The organism is Paraflavitalea speifideaquila (assembly GCF_032395985.1).
Classification (GTDB): Bacteria; Bacteroidota; Bacteroidia; order Chitinophagales; family Chitinophagaceae; genus Paraflavitalea; species Paraflavitalea speifideaquila.
Genome location: NZ_CP135920.1, coordinates 797,127 through 812,864, shown reverse-complemented (window position 1 = coordinate 812,864; position 15,738 = coordinate 797,127). Strand labels below are relative to the sequence as shown.

Genomic DNA, 15,738 nt, shown 5'->3' with positions numbered 1-15,738 from the left:
GTTAGTCATTAATGATCTCTACTACCGTAAACATTTTCGAGTAGTTGTCGGCAATCTGTTGTGCCAGCGTACCCGGCGTCATGACCGCTGCATTGGCGCTGATGCGGATATCATGCGGGTTATTGAACCAGTCATATACATCGGCGGTCACATTGATCTCCGTGGTCTTTCCCGATTTCATATCCACATTTTCACCAAAGGGGAATAACAAAGTTACTTTTTTAATTACGCTTTGGGCCTGGGTAAAACCACCAATATGGTATTCAAACATATTGGCAGGAGCCGTTGAAGCGGGTGAAGTACCTTCCAGCTTGGCCATGATGTAACCCGTATTCCAGGTCCAGAACATGCCCTTGGCAGGATCGAGTGCATCTGTTTGTGCGCCGCTTACGTTCCTCGCACTGTCCACCCCCAGTGTAAAAGCAATGCGATTGTATTTATAGGGCAATACGGCCAGTTTGAGCTTGATGGAATTGGCATCGGCAAAATCAACCAGGTAATACTTATTGTCTCCTACACGGTATACTTTATTGGAATCGGTATTGATGAGCTCAATATTATGGATATAAAACTTAAATGCTTTTACCTTAAAAGGCTCTTTGAAAACGTTCTTATAGGTTACTGTATCAAATTTCATTTCTACGGAATCAAATTGCACTACCGGTTTAAAACGCAATACGATATTGTGATCGGGCTTTTCTACTGGATCTCCCTTCAGTTCCTTTTGGCAGGAAACAATGGCCAGGGAGAGCACGAGGATAAAGGCTATTCTGGTTAGCATGGCTGAGTAGTGTTGGTAAATTGGCATTTGCACGGATTTAGGTTAATGATCGAGGGGCCGGACCTTCTGACGGTTTTGTTTCTGGCCCGATTGCTTCTTTTTAGATTCCAGCCGTTTTTCCCGGGAAGCTTTGGAAGGTTTGGTAGCGACGCGCTTTTTTTTCCTTTTAAAAGCCTGCTCCATTAAAGCATGCATCTTTTTACCACCTCCTGTTTGTTTTCCAGTTGGGAACGGTGAACCTGGCTCTTCACTTGCAAAAACCCTTCCGAATTTAACTTTGACTCCAATTTTCTAAGTAAGGTTGCTTTTTGCTCTTCATTTAATATCAAGGAGTTACCAATATGGAAATAACCTTCCACCATGGTTTCCACCTTGTTCACGTTTTGTCCGCCTTTACCGCCACTCCGGGCGGTTTGAAAGACAATTTCTCTGGTTATATCGATCTTATTCATAATACACGGGCATTTGACGGTTGCCCAATCTTCCTATAAATTTACACACTAACCTAAAATTATGCGGGCAGTTATTCAACGCGTTAGCCAGGCCAGTGTTACTATCCATCATATAATACGCGCATCCATCGGAAATGGTTTGTTGGTACTGATAGGAATTGAAGATGCCGATACCGACGAAGACATCCTTTGGCTGAGCAATAAGATCGTGAACCTGCGCATCTTTAATGACGACCAGGGCGTGATGAATGTTTCGGTAAAGGAAAATGGCGGAGATATAATCCTGGTCAGCCAATTTACCCTGCATGCGGCCACCAAAAAAGGCAACCGTCCCTCCTATATCCGCGCCAGCAAACCCGAAGTGGCCATTCCCTTTATGAAAGATGGTGGCCCAACTGCAAGCCGACCTGGGCAAGGCCATTGGCACGGGTGAATTTGGCGCCGATATGAAAGTAAGTCTCCTCAACGACGGTCCGGTAACGATCGTCATTGATACCAAAAACAAGGAATAGTAACCCTGTCCGCAAAAAATAGTAAAATCTGTAATATGGAAATAACCTTAAATGAAGCCCAGCAACAGGTAGATCAATGGATCAAAACGGTAGGCGTACGGTACTTTAATGAGCTGACCAACCTGGGCATCCTGGTAGAGGAAGTGGGTGAACTATCCCGGCTGATGGTGCGCATTTATGGAGAGCAATCCTTCAAAGAAAGTGATAAGGATAAGAACCTGGCCGATGAAATGGCCGATGTATTGTGGGTACTTATTTGTCTGGCCAACCAAACCGGCGTAAACCTGACTGAAGCCCTGCAAAAGAATTTTGAAAGAAAAACATCCGTGATGCCAACCGGCATCTCAACAATGATAAGCTGAAATAAGTATACTGTGCGAATGCCCAGTATACTTAAACAAGAAATATTATCGCCTGGAAATTTCTACCAATTTATAGATCAATCCGCCCACACCCACTACCAGCATTACAATGCCAAAGGTATAGGAAACACTGCCGGAAGGATATTTGCTCATTTTCATGATACCACTGAAAATGAAATAAATGGAGATCAGTACGGAGGCAATGCCAATGCCAGCTGATGATTTGGCCCGGGCAGCCACATTGGTTTGTTTAAAAGCTGCATTTACATCGTCGGGGTGATGTTGTGCGAAAGCAAGTTGTGCCTGATCTCATCAGCTGTAAAACCAGCAGCTATTTGTTTGTCAATTTCAACCCGGATTGTTTCAACGTTTGTCATGGGGGTGGATTTAATGGCATAAATATAATAGCCGGTCCCAGCTTTCGCAATAACTGAATAATTTCAAGTATCCGGCTTTGGAAACCAGCTATTTGCCCCTCTGATGGCTCCACGGCAGTAAAAAATTGCACGCTTTATATTTTTTAAGGCATTGGAACAGATAATATTACCCCTTCTTATCTTTGCCCGCTATGGCAACAGATACCACTAAGTTTCATGCAATTATTTCGCATTGTAAAGAGTACGGCTTTATTTTCCCTTCCAGTGAGATCTATGATGGATTGAGCGCAGTATACGACTACGGTCAGTGGGGCAGTGAATTGAAAAAAAAACATCCGCGATTATTGGTGGAAAAGCATGACTCAGATGCATGAGAACATTGTGGGTATTGATGCAGCCATCTTTATGCACCCAACTACCTGGAAAGCCAGTGGCCATGTGGACAATTTCAGCGATCCTATGATTGACAATAAGGACAGCAAAAAGCGCTACCGGGTTGATCACCTGATCGAGGCTCATGCCGAGGTATTGGAAAAAGAGGGCAAAAAGCGGAGGCCGATGGCTTGATAGCCGACATGGAAGCCCTGCTGGCCAAAGATGATATGGCCGGCCTGAAACAGCTTATTGAAGACAACAAGATAAAATGCTCCGTTAGCGGCACTTCCAACTGGACGGATGTTCGCCAGTTCAACCTCATGTTCTCTACCCAAATGGGCAGCGTGGCCGAAGATGCCAATGAAATTTACCTTCGCCCGGAAACAGCGCAAGGTATCTTCGTCAACTTCCTCAATGTGCAGAAAACGGGCCGAATGAAGATCCCCTTCGGTATTGCCCAGGTAGGTAAGGCCTTCCGCAATGAGATTGTAGCTAAGCAGTTCGTATTCCGTATGCGCGAATTTGAGCAGATGGAAATGCAGTTCTTTATCCGCCCTGGCACTGAAGACCAATGGTATGAATACTGGAAAGAAGAACGCCTAAAATGGCATTTAAGCCTGGGTATCAGCCCCGAAAAGTACCGTTTTCATGATCACGTCAAGCTTGCTTTTTATGCCAAAGCCGCCTGTGACATAGAATACGAGTTTCCTATTGGTTTTAAGGAAGTAGAGGGTATCCACTCCAGAACAGATCATGACCTTACCCAGCATCAACTATTCAGCAAAAAGAAGTTACAATATTTTGATTCTGAGATCAATCAGAACTATATACCCTATGTAATTGAGACCTCTATTGGTCTTGACCGGACGGTATTGCTGATCCTCAGCGAAGCCTATGTTGAGGAAGACCTTAGTACGCCCGAAAAGCAGGATAGCCGGGTGGTACTGAAATTACCGCCCAAGCTGGCCCCTATTAAGCTGGCAATACTTCCGTTGACTAAAAAGGACGGGTTGCCCGAAATAGCCAGGGAGATCATGAATACCTGTAAATCACAGTTTTACTGCTTTTATGAAGAAAAAGATGCGATCGGCAGGCGTTATCGCCGTATGGACGCAATTGGTACCCCTTTCTGCGTAACAGTAGATCACCAAACGAAGGAAGATTATACGGTCACTATCCGTTACCGCGATACCATGCAGCAGGAGCGGATACCGTTAAATAAAATCGCGGAAATTGTTCAGAAACAGATTAATTAATTCTATATTTGACTTGCAACAAGAGCTATAAAAGTTAATTCCTGAAAGACCTCACTCCTTCTTTTTTGAAAACAGATCACTTGTCCTTTTAGAAAACTGACTACCACGTTAGGCTCATTGGTATTAGTAGACTGTAAAATAATTTAACTGGCAATCCGTTATAGGAAGACTGTCTTTTGACATAGATCAATTGTAGTTGATATATGTAGAAATGACAATATCCCCAATAAAGGAGAGCTGGCATTCAAAACTAGAGGTTCTTTACCCTAAAAAGCTGTCTATGCTTGCAATCATTATTCCTGTGAATGTTTATCTGCTTGGCGGCCTGATCGTATTGGCATTCCTTTCAGGTATTTTTATTAAAAGAATTCAGATTCAGAAACTAAAAAGAAAGTCCTGGAGCTCGAGAATGAAATGCTGAGTAATCATGCAGACATTCTTGAACTTCAAAAAGAAAAATCCCACCTTGAACAAAAATTGAAGGAATTACATATCCCTGTCATTCCTATTTCTTCTAAGGATGACGCTATGAATTCCAAAGTGCAGGATATCGCTAAGCGGAAACTTGCTCAACAAACCGGTAGCGGAACGAAGCATTAATACATTCAGAACACCTTACTGATCATTACAACTACCTGCTCAATCAGGTACACAATTTAGCATTGCTATACTATAAGGGATTGTTATAACCAGCTCTATCCATATAGCTCCTGATGGATGGATTTTCTATCATAACCCATTCCCTGTATACGCTGTTTGGCTTCATCGATCATATCCTTCCAACCACATAGGAAGAAATAAGCGGGCTTGGGCATCAACAGGTCTGGGTTGTCCGGAGAAGGGAACTTGTTTTCCTGACAGATCTTTTCATAAACACCATGTACATAACCCGTGCAATGATTGCCCGGTTCTTCCCGTGAAAAGGTAGGTATATATTTAAAGCTGGGAACCTTGGCTTCCAGCTCTTTCAACTCTTTTCCATACAAGGCATCACCGAATTTACGGCAACCAAATACCAGGTAGATCGTTTGATGTGGTACCAGGTTATTATGGATATGGTAACTCATAGAACGGAAAGGAGCGACCCCTGTTCCCGTACAGATAAAAAACAGATCGCGATCCACGGGCTCTGGTAATACAAAAACACCTTGGGGGCCGCGCAGGGTTAATTCCGATCCTTCTTTCACTTCATTGAACAGATAATGTGTACCTGCACCTCCTTCCAGCAAAACGATCACCAGTTCAAATACATTGGTCCCATCCGGCCAGGAAGCAATGGAATAACTACGCCAGCGTTTATTCGGTTTCTCATGTATCGGCAGATCCAGTGTTACAAACTGGCCAGGTGTAAAATCAAATGATTCCAATTCGGGCACCTGTATCCAGAAACGTTTAGTGCTGGCCGTTTCATCGGTAATGCGTATAACCTTACCAGTTCGCCAAGGTTGTAACATGGGATGAGTTTTCTTAAATATACAAAAATCCAAACGGATTAAGCTGCAAGGCCCAGGGGGGAAAAAAGAAAGGGAAACTGACCAAAGAAAAAGGAGCAGCCTGAAAGCTGCTCCTGCAAGTGCCTTAATGGCAAGCAATCGAGTCGGGTGCTAAAGTAGCCCATTTTTCCATGCGGTAATACGAAACCTTTCTTTTTATTTCCACCTTTCGTGAATTACTATTTTTCATAGGTAAGCAGCATTTCCCTACCGCCCAACTTCCTTGATCCCAATCAATTGCTATAATGATTTAGCCAATTGGGGTAGCCCAGGGGCGAGCGCTTTACCTTATACTACCTCGTCTCTTCCTGGCTCATTAAATTCCAGGTATTTCAGGCTCCCGCCTTCCGTCTTTCCCTCTTTCTCCTTCTTTGCGCTTCGCAGACTTCCTGCTTTTTCGTATCTTTGCGCCCGTTGATATGAATTTGCAGACGTTGTTGGATAGTTATAAAAGTAACCCCCGCCTTTTCAACTGGCGGACAGGCTTTCTTTTGCCCAGCCACAGCATATTTACTGCAGCCACCTCCGCGGAAGCTCACCCGCCTTTGTGATCAGCACTATTTTTCAGCATCCTTCCTGCAGCCAACAGAACCACGTAGTGATCTGTGAAGATGCCGAATCAGCAGCCTATCTCCACAATTCGTTGGAGAACCTCACCAATGCGATCAATGTCTATTTCTTCCCCTCTTCTTTTAAGAACAGGAAGAACTTCCGGCTACTGAACTCATCACATGTCATGTTGCGAACCGAAGCGCTTACCCGTTTTGCAGCACAGGCCGCAGGAAAAGGCAACCGCACCGGCTTACTGGTTACCTACCCCGAAGCATTGTATGAAAAGGTAGTATTACCCGACTCGCTCTCCGGCAATATCATCTACCTCAAATCGGGCGATACCATTAATGTGGATGGCCTGATGGAAAAAATGGTAGGCTATGGCTTCCAACGCACGGACTTCGTATACGAACCCGGGCAGTTTGCACTGCGGGGCGGTATCCTCGATATTTATTCCTTTGGTAATGATAAACCTTACCGTGTTGAACTGTTTGGCAATGATGTAGACTCCATCCGCATCTTTGATCCGGAAACCCAGCTAAGTGAAAGAAAGCTGCTCTCTGTAACTATTATTCCCAATGTAGAAACACAGTTTGACAGCGATGAAAAAACATCCCTGTTCGATTTCCTGCCCGACAATACGGTGGTATGGATGCAGGACTGGGCACTTACCAAAGAAAAGCTGATCACACAGGAAGAAGACCTTCACCTGTTCATGAACCTGCAAAGGATGCGGCAGCAGCAGCAGCGGCCGCAAGTGCAGCAGCTACAGCCAAGGGCAGGGACGCCAGAAATAAGTTTCAGGAAGAGGAGGAAGAAACCAGGTTAGTAAAAGTCAATATCAAAGCGGATGATTTTGTGCCAGCCGATATGCTGGAAATACAATTACAAAAACGCCATATCATAGAGTTTGGTCACGAATCTTCTTTCCCCTTCTTCAATGGGGCTGAAGCATTCACGATTCTTTTCAATACCAAAGATCAACCGGCCTTCAACCGCCAGTTTGATATGCTGATCCGGGATCTCAAGCAATGGGCTGCCAAAGGGTTTCACCTGTACCTGTTTGCCGAAAACCCCAGGCAGTTGGAAAGGCTCAATAGTATTTTTGAAGACCTCAAAGCCGAGATCCAGTTTACCCCCGTTCCAACATCCATACACCAGGGCTTTATTGATGAAGACCTCAAAGCTGTTTGCTATACCGATCACCAGATCTTCCAGCGTTACCACAAATACAAGGTAAAGCAAGCGTACAATAAGAATAAGGCCCTTACCCTACGCACCCTGCGGGAATTACAGCCAGGCGATTATGTAACGCATATTGACCATGGTGTAGGCACTTATAGCGGATTGCAGAAGATAGATGTGAATGGTAAATTGCAGGAAGCAGTACGCATACTGTATAAGGACAGTGATATTTTATATGTAAACATCAATTCACTCCATAAAATATCCAAGTATACGGGCAAGGAAGGCACCATACCCAAAGTGAATAAGTTGGGTAGTGATGCCTGGAACAAACTGAAAGAGAAGACCAAGGTTAAGGTGAAGGAAATCGCCTTTGATCTGATCAAGCTATATGCGCAGCGCAAAGCCCAACAGGGATTCCAGCATACGCCGGATAATTATATGCAAACCGAGTTGGAAGCGTCCTTCATTTATGAGGATACACCCGACCAAAGCAAGGCTTCTGCCGATGTAAAGAAAGACATGGAACAGCCGGCTCCTATGGACAGGCTGGTTTGTGGCGATGTGGGATTTGGTAAAACAGAGATCGCTGTACGGGCAGCCTTTAAAACCTGCTGTGACAGCAAGCAAGCAGCGGTATTGGTACCCACAACCATCCTGGCCTTCCAGCATTATAAAACTTTCAAGGAGCGTTTAAAAGACTTCCCTGTCACGGTAGATTATATCAACCGCTTTAAATCGTCAAAGAGAAGAAAGAAACCTTGAAGCGGCTGGAAGAGGGGAAAATAGATATCATCATCGGTACACATGGGATATTGGGAAAAGAAGTGAAGTTCAAAGACCTGGGCTTGCTGGTCATTGATGAAGAACAGAAATTTGGAGTAGCCCACAAGGAAAAGATCAAGACGCTGCGTACCAATGTAGACTGTCTTACCCTCACTGCTACCCCCATTCCCCGCACCCTGCAGTTTAGTTTGATGGGTGCCAGGGATCTGAGCATTATTAATACACCGCCCCCAACCGGCAACCCATTCAAACGGAAGTCATGGTCTTTAATGAAGACCAGATTCGGGATGCCATTTATTTTGAAACAGAGCGGGGCGGACAGGTGTTCTTCATCCACAATCGCGTAATGGGTCTCGGTGAAATGGCTGGTCTGATCCAGGCCCTATGCCCCGATCTCAGCATTGGCACTGCTCATGGTCAAATGGAAGGGCATGACCTGGAAGAACGTATCATGGACTTCATTGACAAGAAATATGATGTGCTGGTATGTACCAATATCGTAGAAAGTGGTGTGGACATTGCCAATGTAAATACCATCATCATCAACAATGCTCACCAGTTTGGCCTGAGTGACCTGCACCAGCTGCGGGGCCGTGTAGGAAGAAGCAATAAGAAAGCATTCTGTTACCTCATGGCGCCACCGATGAGCACCTTACCCGATGACTCGCGCAAACGCCTGCAAACGCTGGAGCAACACAGCGAACTGGGCAGCGGCTTCCAGATTGCCATGCGTGACCTGGATATTCGTGGCGCCGGCAATATGTTGGGTGGAGAACAAAGTGGGTTTATGGCCGAAATAGGCTTTGAAATGTACCAGAAGATCCTGGACGAAGCCATCAAAGAATTGAAACGAACAGAGTTTCGCGCCCTCTTTAAAGAAGAGATTTCCAAGCAGGAAGATTATGTACAGGATTGTACCATCGATACCGACCTGGAGATACTGATCCCGGATACTTATGTAGAAAGCATTACAGAAAGATTGTCCTTATATACCCGGCTCGACAATTGTGAAGATGAAGCAGCCCTGCAGGAGTTTGCCCAGGAATTGCAAGACCGCTTTGGGCCCATTCCCAAGCAGGTAGAAGACCTGTTTGATACTGTACGCAGCCGTAAGCTGGCCGTAGAACTGGGCTTTGAAAAGATGCTATTACGCGATGAAACCTTAAAGTGTTTCTTCATCAACAAAGCCGATTCTCCCTATTTTGAATCCGATACCTTCCGCGAAATACTTACCTATATTCAGAAGTATACCAACAATGCGAAGCTCAAACAAACCGGTAAGCTGTTCCTCCTGATAGCAGATAATATCAAGGATATGCAAGTCCTTACTCAGTTCCTAAGCAGGATGCGGAACTTTGTGAAATCCGAAACCGAAAAGCCGGTCAGTCAGTAATAAGCCTGTCAGTAACTTTCAAGCTCTCGTAATAGTCAGAAAGTCAGTAAAGTCCGAAAGTCAGTAAGTAAATACAGCAGTTGTAAAATCGCTTTGGTTCCGGACTTCGATCTCCCCGTCTTACGTACTTTACCGGCTTCTTAACTTACGGACTTATTCCGTTTGATGCTTTTTAACCAAGCCAGCAGGATAAGAAAAAAGCTATTAAGGGTATGGCCCATACCACACTGGCCCACCGGAAAGTATCTTGTACGGTTTTCTTTTCTTCTTGTAGAAATGCCTTGCGTGCAGCAATTACCTGATGAAGAGCAGGGCTGTATTTTGCTGCATAATCATAGAAAGCTATAGCTGTATCCTTTGTTTCCGTTTTGGCCACCATATCAGCAAAGTCCAGCACCAGTTGTCCTATTACACTATCCGGAGGTGCGATGAATCCAATACGCTCATGCAGCTGGAAAGCGATTTGTATTTTTAGCGAGTCAGCCGGGCGGGTAAATACATAGCTTTTATTGTTAAGCCATTGGGGAAAATCCTTAATACCAAGATTTATGATCTGATCATATAGTTGGGCACCCAGCTTCTGTTCAAGGATACCAATATGAATCCATTCCGATCCGTGATGTGCGTGTGGGTTAATAGCTACCGCTTTCTTTAGCAACTCAAGCGCCTTTGCATTGTTGCCCATCACTTCGTACGCGGTTCCCAGGTTAGCTATAATATTATACTCACGAGGATACTTCTTATAAAGCTTCTCTAAAATATCAAGCGCCAATTTTCTGTCACCCATCTTTAATTCAAGTACCGCATAATCTGAAAGTCCTTTATAATCCAGCTTGTCAATCCCAACCTTCTTCAAAGAATCCCAACGGGCTTCCACGTCCGCATCAAAAAAGCCATGGTGCCAATAGCCGTAAGCCACTCTATCAGGGTGATCCAATAATGAAGACAAGGCCACTTTATTATTGTCGAAAAGCATTTCCGTCTGGATATAATCATTGAGGCAAGCAAATGACAAAACTGGAGATAGTAAGAAGATTATGAGGAAGTATTTTTAATCAGGTGCATAGTACTGCAAACTTAACCGTTCTACCCTGCATTAAAAAGAAGGCCTGGCTTAGAAAAGCCTGGCCGTTTGTTGATCGTACCCTTTAAAAAATCTTTACTATTTTATAACAAGCAGTTAGTTTGGGTTTGAAATCTGCCCTGGAAAAAGAGCCGTTTTAAAGAGCCATCCCGAAGAATCGGGACGGCGTTTGTTGATCGTACCCTTTAAAATAAAATTGTATGTAAATGATTAAAAATCAGCTTGGTAACACATATCCTGGTTCCACAATGATGGCGATTAATTAGAATGACAAGTCAAATAACGAAAACCCTATGGCTGGTACGAAAAAATGTTGTTAAAGCTTTAGAAGAGCCATCCCGAGGAATCGGGACGGCGTTTGTTGATCGTACCCTTTAAAACCGCTGAATATTTTTATTTAGACTTTACAATGCGTTGGATGATCGTTTCACTACCATTCGATACACGCAGTACATAGATCCCATCTATCAGGTCCTTTACAGAAATGGTTTCTGTAAGTAACGATTGTTGGTTCAGTAAGTATTTTACTACCTGTCCATTGGTATTCATTAACTCAATAGACACAAACTTATCTTTCCATGTTTGTGGAAGCGTAACGCGCAAGTCAGTAGATACCGGGTTAGGTGACACCTTGACTACGGGTGTTTGCTTTTGTTCAGAGGTGTATACAGTATGGGTAGCCGATTTTTGAATACGACCATTCATATCCACCATATTAATCCGGTAGTAGATAAATCCTTTGCGCAGGTTCTTTACATCGTCTGAAAAACTATAACTCTTACTATCACCTGCTTGTTCATCATTGCTCGTAAACAACAATCCTACTTCTGAAAAGTCGGTATTGTTCAAGCTACGCTCGATTACAAAGTGACTATAGTTAGCAGCTACAGGTGTATTCCAATTCAATACTACCTTTTATTGAAGCTTGTCTTTGTGTTCTGAGAAAACCAGTCAATGACCAGGTTACTAACAACAGGGGCATTAATATCCACCTGAAAATATGTTTAAGAATAATGGGTTGTGGTTGAACAGTTAGGTACAGGTACGTTTTCATAACTTATATTTTAGGGACGGAATAACGAATTATTAGGTCCACAGGAGGTTGGAAACGAACCGGTTATTTTCGTGGGAATTGGTATATAATCAGAACTGTAAAATGGAATTGGATGAAAGAAACTTGATGCGGTTTGACTGGGAGATTGGTACGGTTTGTATCGGACTTGGAGGAGTGATCGTTGTTGTTGATCGTGGGTCAAAGATTGAAACAAAAATTGGTTTATGCAATAGTCCCCGCCAAGTTTTTTGACTTATGTCCACCACTTTTCGGTTATGCATTGATTTACAACCATAAAAAAAAGTCCCTTCGTGAAAATACGAAGGGACTTTTCTATATTAATAGGTTCAGTAGACTGATTACTTATACTGAGGCATGATGGATTTTGCTAATGCAACCATTTTCTTAATACCATCTTCAGGCAGGTTACCTTTCTTAAACTGTACCAATATATCAGGTAGTTTGTTGTCCATCTCCATCAGGAAATGTTCTTCAAACTCCTTCACACGCTTAACAGCTACTTCACGCAGTAAGCCTTGTGTACCCAGGTAGATAATAGCAACTTGCTTTTCTACTGAGAATGGCGAGTATTGAGGTTGTTTAAGGATCTCCACGTTACGGGCACCTTTATCCAGTATCAGCTTAGTAGCAGCATCGAGGTCGCCACCGAATTTAGAGAAGGCTTCCATCTCACGATACAAGGCCTGGTCCAACTTCAGGGTACCAGCTACTTTCTTCATGGATTTGATCTGCGCATTACCACCCACGCGGCTTACAGAGATACCTACGTTGATAGCCGGACGGATACCACTGTTGAACAGGTTACCTTCCAGGAAGATCTGTCCGTCAGTGATCGAGATCACGTTGGTAGGGATATAGGCAGATACGTCACCAGCCTGAGTTTCAATGATGGGCAATGCCGTCAAAGAACCACCACCTTTTACCAGGTGCTTGATCGACTCGGGCAAGTCATTCATATTCTTTGCTACGCCATCATCATTAATCACCTTGGCAGCACGCTCCAATAAACGGCTGTGCAGGTAGAATACGTCACCAGGATAAGCTTCACGGCCTGGGGGACGACGTAACAACAGGGAAACTTCACGATAAGCTACGGCCTGTTTTGACAGATCATCATAAATGATCAAAGCAGGGCGGCCGCTATCACGGAAAAATTCTCCGATCGCAGCACCTGCAAAGGGCGCATAGAACTGCAGTGGAGCAGGATCAGAAGCAGAAGCGGCTACGATGGTAGTATAAGCCATCGCACCATGATCTTCCAGTGTTTTCATCACACCGGCAATGGTAGAAGCTTTTTGACCAATGGCCACATATATACAATAAACCGGTTTACCGGCTTCAAAAAAATTCCTTCTGGTTGATGATGGTATCAATGGCAATAGCCGTTTTACCAGTCTGGCGGTCACCAATGATCAGCTCACGCTGTCCACGGCCGATGGGAATCATCGCATCGATCGCCTTCAGACCTGTTTGGAGAGGCTCTTTTACCGGCTCACGGAAGATAACACCGGGTGCTTTACGCTCCAGGGGCATCTCGTATTTTTCACCGGTCAAAGGACCTTTTCCATCAATAGGTTCACCCAATGTATTTACCACGCGCCCCAGCATGCCTTCACCTACATTGATAGAAGCGATCTTACCAGTACGGCGTACTTTAGCGCCTTCCTTAATATTACCGCTTTCGCCCATCAATACCACACCCACATTGTCTTCTTCCAGGTTCAGGGCAATTGCACGCACACCATTCTCAAACTCCACCAATTCCCCGGAACTTACATTGTTCAACCCGTAAACACGGGCAATACCATCGCCCACCTGCAGTACGGTACCTACCTCTTCGAGGTCGGCCTCCGCATTGAAGTTGCTCAGCTGCTGGCGTAATATCGCTGATATTTCATCAGGCTTAATGTCTACCATATCTAACTGTTTATAGTTTGTTGTTTGTTTTATCTTATTTTATAAATAAAGTCATTGTTCAGGAACTGGCTCTTGATCTTGTTCAGGTCATAAGCAATACTGGCATCTACCAAGGTACCACCCAAATCCAGCGCATAACCGCCAATCAGCTCTTCCTTTACCACCGTTTCCAACTCAATATTCTTCATGGCTGTTTGCTCCTGGATCTTGGCAATGATCTGTTGCTTCAGTTCTTCACTTACAGGCGCAGCAGTAGTCAGCTTTACAGTGTGAATACCCTTCTTCTTTTTATACTGGTCAATGAAAGCATCAATGATCTCTGGCAATCCTGCTTCCCGTCCTTTTTAACCAGGAGGTTGTTGAAAGCAGTCGTGATCTCACTCACCTTACCATCTGTGATGGCCTTCAAAATGTTCTCTTTCTTATCGGCTGTAATTACAGGGCTTTTTAAAATGGCAACAAATTCACGGCTCTTTTTGCATACCGACTGCATAAAAAGCATGTCATTATGAATGGCATCCAATTGATTGCGCTCTACAGCCAAATCAATCAAACTCTTTGCGTACCTGCCTGCTAACCGGGGATTAAGCATCTTATTAATTTGAAAATTTCACAATTTGAAAATTTGAAAATACCTGCTCTTAGCGGCTGATCATTAACTATTCAGCACATTCTCAAATTATCAAATTAATTGAGCTTTACTTCGTTCGTCAGTTGTTTGATAAAGGTCTCTTGCTCTGCTTTTCCAGCCAGTTCACGACGCAGTACTTTTTCAGCGACCTCAATCACTAAATGACCTACCTGGTTCTTCACTTCAGTAAGTGCAGCCATTTTCTGATTCTGGATAGCAGCTTGCGCTTCTACAATGATCTTATTGGCTTCAACTTTAGCCTGTTCCTTGGCTTCATTAATGATCTTGTCCTTGGTATCGCGAGCTTCTTTCAGCAATTGCGCCCTTTCTTCACGCGCCTTAGCCAGCAATGCCTCATTCTCATTCTTCAACTGGGCCATTTCAGCCTTTACCTTCTCTGCAGATGCCAATGACTCGGCAATACCCGTTTCCCTTTCCTTTAATGACTTCAGGATGGGTTTCCAGGCAAATTTCTTCAACAACAAAAACACAATAATAAAAGCGAGCAAAGTCCAAACAAAAAAACCAAGATGGGGAGTTAATAAACTCATAGAAAAAGTATTATAAAGCTTTAATTCAGTGTTTGAAAGTAACTGCACCCTCCGCCCTGTGCTTCAGGTGCAGTACTAAGTTGGGAAAGTATGATTAGCTCAGAACCGCCAGCAGACCAGCGATTACTGCGAACAGCGCAACACCTTCAACGAAGGCAGCTGTAAGGATCATACCACCACGGATGTCGTTTGCAGCTTCCGGCTGACGGGCAATAGCTTCAGTTGCACCTTTACCAATCTGACCGATACCGATACCTGCGCCAATAGCAGCAAGACCAGCACCCACAGCACCACCAAAGTGTGACCAGCTACCGGAAACTTCCAACATGATGTTCATTAAATCCATGATTCTGATTTTTATAATTAAAAAGAAACTTTATTACAGATTAGTGATGAGGATCTTCTTCATAATGATGATCCCCAATGGCCTGACTGATAAACACCGAAGTCAGGTTAGTGAAAATATACGCTTGGATAAATGCTACCAATATCTCGATCAGGTAAATAAATACCGCAAAAGCAATGGATACCGGGGTAAAACCAATGCCTGCCGTTTTGGTCATTTCCGAGAAAATGAAGATCAAACTCACGAAGCTCAGGATAATGATGTGGCCTGCGGTCATATTGGCAAACAAACGAATGATCAAAGCGAAGGGCTTGGTAAACACACCCATTAGCTCTACCGGCAACATTAAGAACTTAACGCCAATAGGAACACCTGGATACCAGAAAATATGGCCCCAGTAATGCGCGTTGGTACTGAAAAGGATAACGAAAAAGGCAATGATACCCAATACCATCGTAAAGGCAATATTACCCGTTACATTGGCACTGCCCGGCAATAAACCGACCAAGTTATTAATGAGGATAAAAAGAATAATGTGAGCAGGTAGGGCAGGTATTTTTCGGCTTTAACACCCAGGTTGGGTTTTGCTACATCATCACGCACAAACATA

At 44.0% G+C, this 15,738-nt stretch carries 15 protein-coding genes and 5 pseudogenes; 8 read left to right on the top strand and 12 right to left on the bottom strand.

The features are described 5' to 3' along the window. Position 1: 1 nt before the first annotated feature. Positions 2-781, bottom strand: a complete 780-nt coding sequence (locus RS881_RS05790) for an MbnP family protein (RefSeq protein WP_315820201.1) — start codon at positions 779-781, stop codon at positions 2-4. Between the two features lie 182 nt (positions 782-963). After that, positions 964-1,209, bottom strand: a pseudogene (locus RS881_RS05785) (peptide chain release factor-like protein); the annotation flags it as partial. A gap of 85 nt (positions 1,210-1,294) precedes the next feature. Between RS881_RS05785 and dtd the strand changes: the two are divergent. Further along, positions 1,295-1,745: pseudogene (gene dtd / locus RS881_RS05780) on the top strand (D-aminoacyl-tRNA deacylase). Between the two features lie 35 nt (positions 1,746-1,780). Then, positions 1,781-2,107 carry a nucleotide pyrophosphohydrolase gene (locus RS881_RS05775; RefSeq protein ID WP_315820198.1) on the top strand — a complete coding sequence of 109 codons (327 nt, stop codon included), beginning with the start codon at positions 1,781-1,783 and terminating at the stop codon, positions 2,105-2,107. A gap of 45 nt (positions 2,108-2,152) precedes the next feature. Here RS881_RS05775 and RS881_RS05770 read toward each other — a convergent pair whose 3' ends face one another. After that, on the bottom strand, positions 2,153-2,347 hold the full coding sequence (locus RS881_RS05770) for a hypothetical protein (RefSeq protein WP_315820197.1): 195 nt from the start codon (positions 2,345-2,347) through the stop codon (positions 2,153-2,155). Positions 2,348-2,841: 494 nt separating this feature from the next. On the opposite strand from RS881_RS05770, the pseudogene RS881_RS05760 reads away from it, so the two are divergent. Both RS881_RS05760 and RS881_RS05755 read left to right on the top strand, forming a co-directional pair. After that, a pseudogene (locus tag RS881_RS05760) lies at positions 2,842-4,115 on the top strand (glycine--tRNA ligase). A 414-nt stretch (positions 4,116-4,529) separates the two neighbouring features. Further along, on the top strand, positions 4,530-4,715 hold the full coding sequence (locus tag RS881_RS05755; protein WP_315820194.1) for a hypothetical protein: 186 nt from the start codon (positions 4,530-4,532) through the stop codon (positions 4,713-4,715). Between the two features lie 95 nt (positions 4,716-4,810). On the opposite strand, the gene RS881_RS05750 is transcribed toward RS881_RS05755, so the two are convergent. Continuing rightward, complete coding sequence (locus RS881_RS05750) at positions 4,811-5,569, bottom strand: ferredoxin--NADP reductase (protein WP_315820193.1); 759 nt, start codon at positions 5,567-5,569, stop codon at positions 4,811-4,813. A 586-nt stretch (positions 5,570-6,155) separates the two neighbouring features. Here RS881_RS05750 and RS881_RS05745 point away from each other — a divergent pair. From RS881_RS05745 to RS881_RS05730, 4 genes are read left to right on the top strand one after another with little or no spacing between them, the layout of a single operon-like run. Continuing rightward, positions 6,156-6,989 carry a hypothetical protein gene (locus RS881_RS05745; protein ID WP_315820192.1) on the top strand — a complete coding sequence of 278 codons (834 nt, stop codon included), beginning with the start codon at positions 6,156-6,158 and terminating at the stop codon, positions 6,987-6,989. Between the two features lie 41 nt (positions 6,990-7,030). After that, positions 7,031-8,110 carry a CarD family transcriptional regulator gene (locus RS881_RS05740; RefSeq protein WP_315824368.1) on the top strand — a complete coding sequence of 360 codons (1,080 nt, stop codon included), beginning with the start codon at positions 7,031-7,033 and terminating at the stop codon, positions 8,108-8,110. Beyond that, positions 8,107-8,478, top strand: coding sequence for a DEAD/DEAH box helicase (locus RS881_RS05735; protein ID WP_315820191.1), 372 nt, complete (start codon positions 8,107-8,109; stop codon positions 8,476-8,478). Before RS881_RS05740 ends, RS881_RS05735 begins: the two co-directional genes overlap by 4 nt. After that, positions 8,391-9,524, top strand: coding sequence for a TRCF domain-containing protein (locus RS881_RS05730; protein WP_315820190.1), 1,134 nt, complete (start codon positions 8,391-8,393; stop codon positions 9,522-9,524). The genes RS881_RS05735 and RS881_RS05730 overlap by 88 nt, the downstream gene beginning before the upstream one ends. 172 nt (positions 9,525-9,696) lie before the next feature. Here the strand turns inward: RS881_RS05730 and RS881_RS05725 are convergent, their stop codons facing one another. The 8 genes and pseudogenes from RS881_RS05725 to atpB all read right to left on the bottom strand — a co-directional run bounded on the left by RS881_RS05725 (position 9,697) and on the right by atpB (position 15,737). Beyond that, entirely contained in the window at positions 9,697-10,539 is an 843-nt protein-coding gene (locus RS881_RS05725) for a tetratricopeptide repeat protein (protein ID WP_315820189.1), read from the bottom strand. A 462-nt stretch (positions 10,540-11,001) separates the two neighbouring features. Next, positions 11,002-11,514 carry a T9SS type A sorting domain-containing protein gene (locus tag RS881_RS05720; protein WP_315820188.1) on the bottom strand — a complete coding sequence of 171 codons (513 nt, stop codon included), beginning with the start codon at positions 11,512-11,514 and terminating at the stop codon, positions 11,002-11,004. A gap of 507 nt (positions 11,515-12,021) precedes the next feature. Beyond that, positions 12,022-12,993, bottom strand: coding sequence for a hypothetical protein (locus tag RS881_RS61515; RefSeq protein ID WP_425476345.1), 972 nt, complete (start codon positions 12,991-12,993; stop codon positions 12,022-12,024). A gap of 28 nt (positions 12,994-13,021) precedes the next feature. Then, a complete protein-coding gene (locus tag RS881_RS61510) occupies positions 13,022-13,600 on the bottom strand; it encodes a hypothetical protein (protein WP_425476344.1) in 579 nt (192 codons plus the stop codon). A gap of 29 nt (positions 13,601-13,629) precedes the next feature. Then, positions 13,630-14,192: pseudogene (gene atpH, locus RS881_RS05710) on the bottom strand (ATP synthase F1 subunit delta). A 95-nt stretch (positions 14,193-14,287) separates the two neighbouring features. Next, positions 14,288-14,782 (bottom strand): F0F1 ATP synthase subunit B, encoded by a 495-nt coding sequence (atpF, locus tag RS881_RS05705; RefSeq protein WP_315820187.1) that lies wholly within the window; start codon positions 14,780-14,782, stop codon positions 14,288-14,290. 94 nt (positions 14,783-14,876) lie between these two features. Then, positions 14,877-15,128 (bottom strand): ATP synthase F0 subunit C, encoded by a 252-nt coding sequence (atpE, locus tag RS881_RS05700; protein ID WP_315820186.1) that lies wholly within the window; start codon positions 15,126-15,128, stop codon positions 14,877-14,879. Between the two features lie 40 nt (positions 15,129-15,168). Then, positions 15,169-15,737: pseudogene (atpB, locus tag RS881_RS05695) on the bottom strand (F0F1 ATP synthase subunit A). Position 15,738: the final 1 nt, after the last annotated feature.

Excerpts from the sequence above, each read along its gene's own strand:
- RS881_RS05790 (WP_315820201.1), bottom strand. The coding sequence starts at position 781 with ATGCTAACCAGAATAGCCTTTATCCTCGTGCTCTCCCTGGCCATTGTT.
- RS881_RS05775 (WP_315820198.1), top strand. The coding sequence starts at position 1,781 with ATGGAAATAACCTTAAATGAAGCCCAGCAACAGGTAGATCAATGGATC.
- RS881_RS05755 (WP_315820194.1), top strand. The coding sequence starts at position 4,530 with ATGCTGAGTAATCATGCAGACATTCTTGAACTTCAAAAAGAAAAATCC.
- RS881_RS05750 (WP_315820193.1), bottom strand. The coding sequence starts at position 5,569 with ATGTTACAACCTTGGCGAACTGGTAAGGTTATACGCATTACCGATGAA.
- RS881_RS05740 (WP_315824368.1), top strand. The coding sequence starts at position 7,031 with ATGCTGGAAATACAATTACAAAAACGCCATATCATAGAGTTTGGTCAC.
- RS881_RS05730 (WP_315820190.1), top strand. The coding sequence starts at position 8,391 with ATGGTCTTTAATGAAGACCAGATTCGGGATGCCATTTATTTTGAAACA.
- RS881_RS61510 (WP_425476344.1), bottom strand. The coding sequence starts at position 13,600 with ATGGTAGACATTAAGCCTGATGAAATATCAGCGATATTACGCCAGCAG.
- atpF (WP_315820187.1), bottom strand. The coding sequence starts at position 14,782 with ATGAGTTTATTAACTCCCCATCTTGGTTTTTTTGTTTGGACTTTGCTC.
- atpE (WP_315820186.1), bottom strand. The coding sequence starts at position 15,128 with ATGGATTTAATGAACATCATGTTGGAAGTTTCCGGTAGCTGGTCACAC.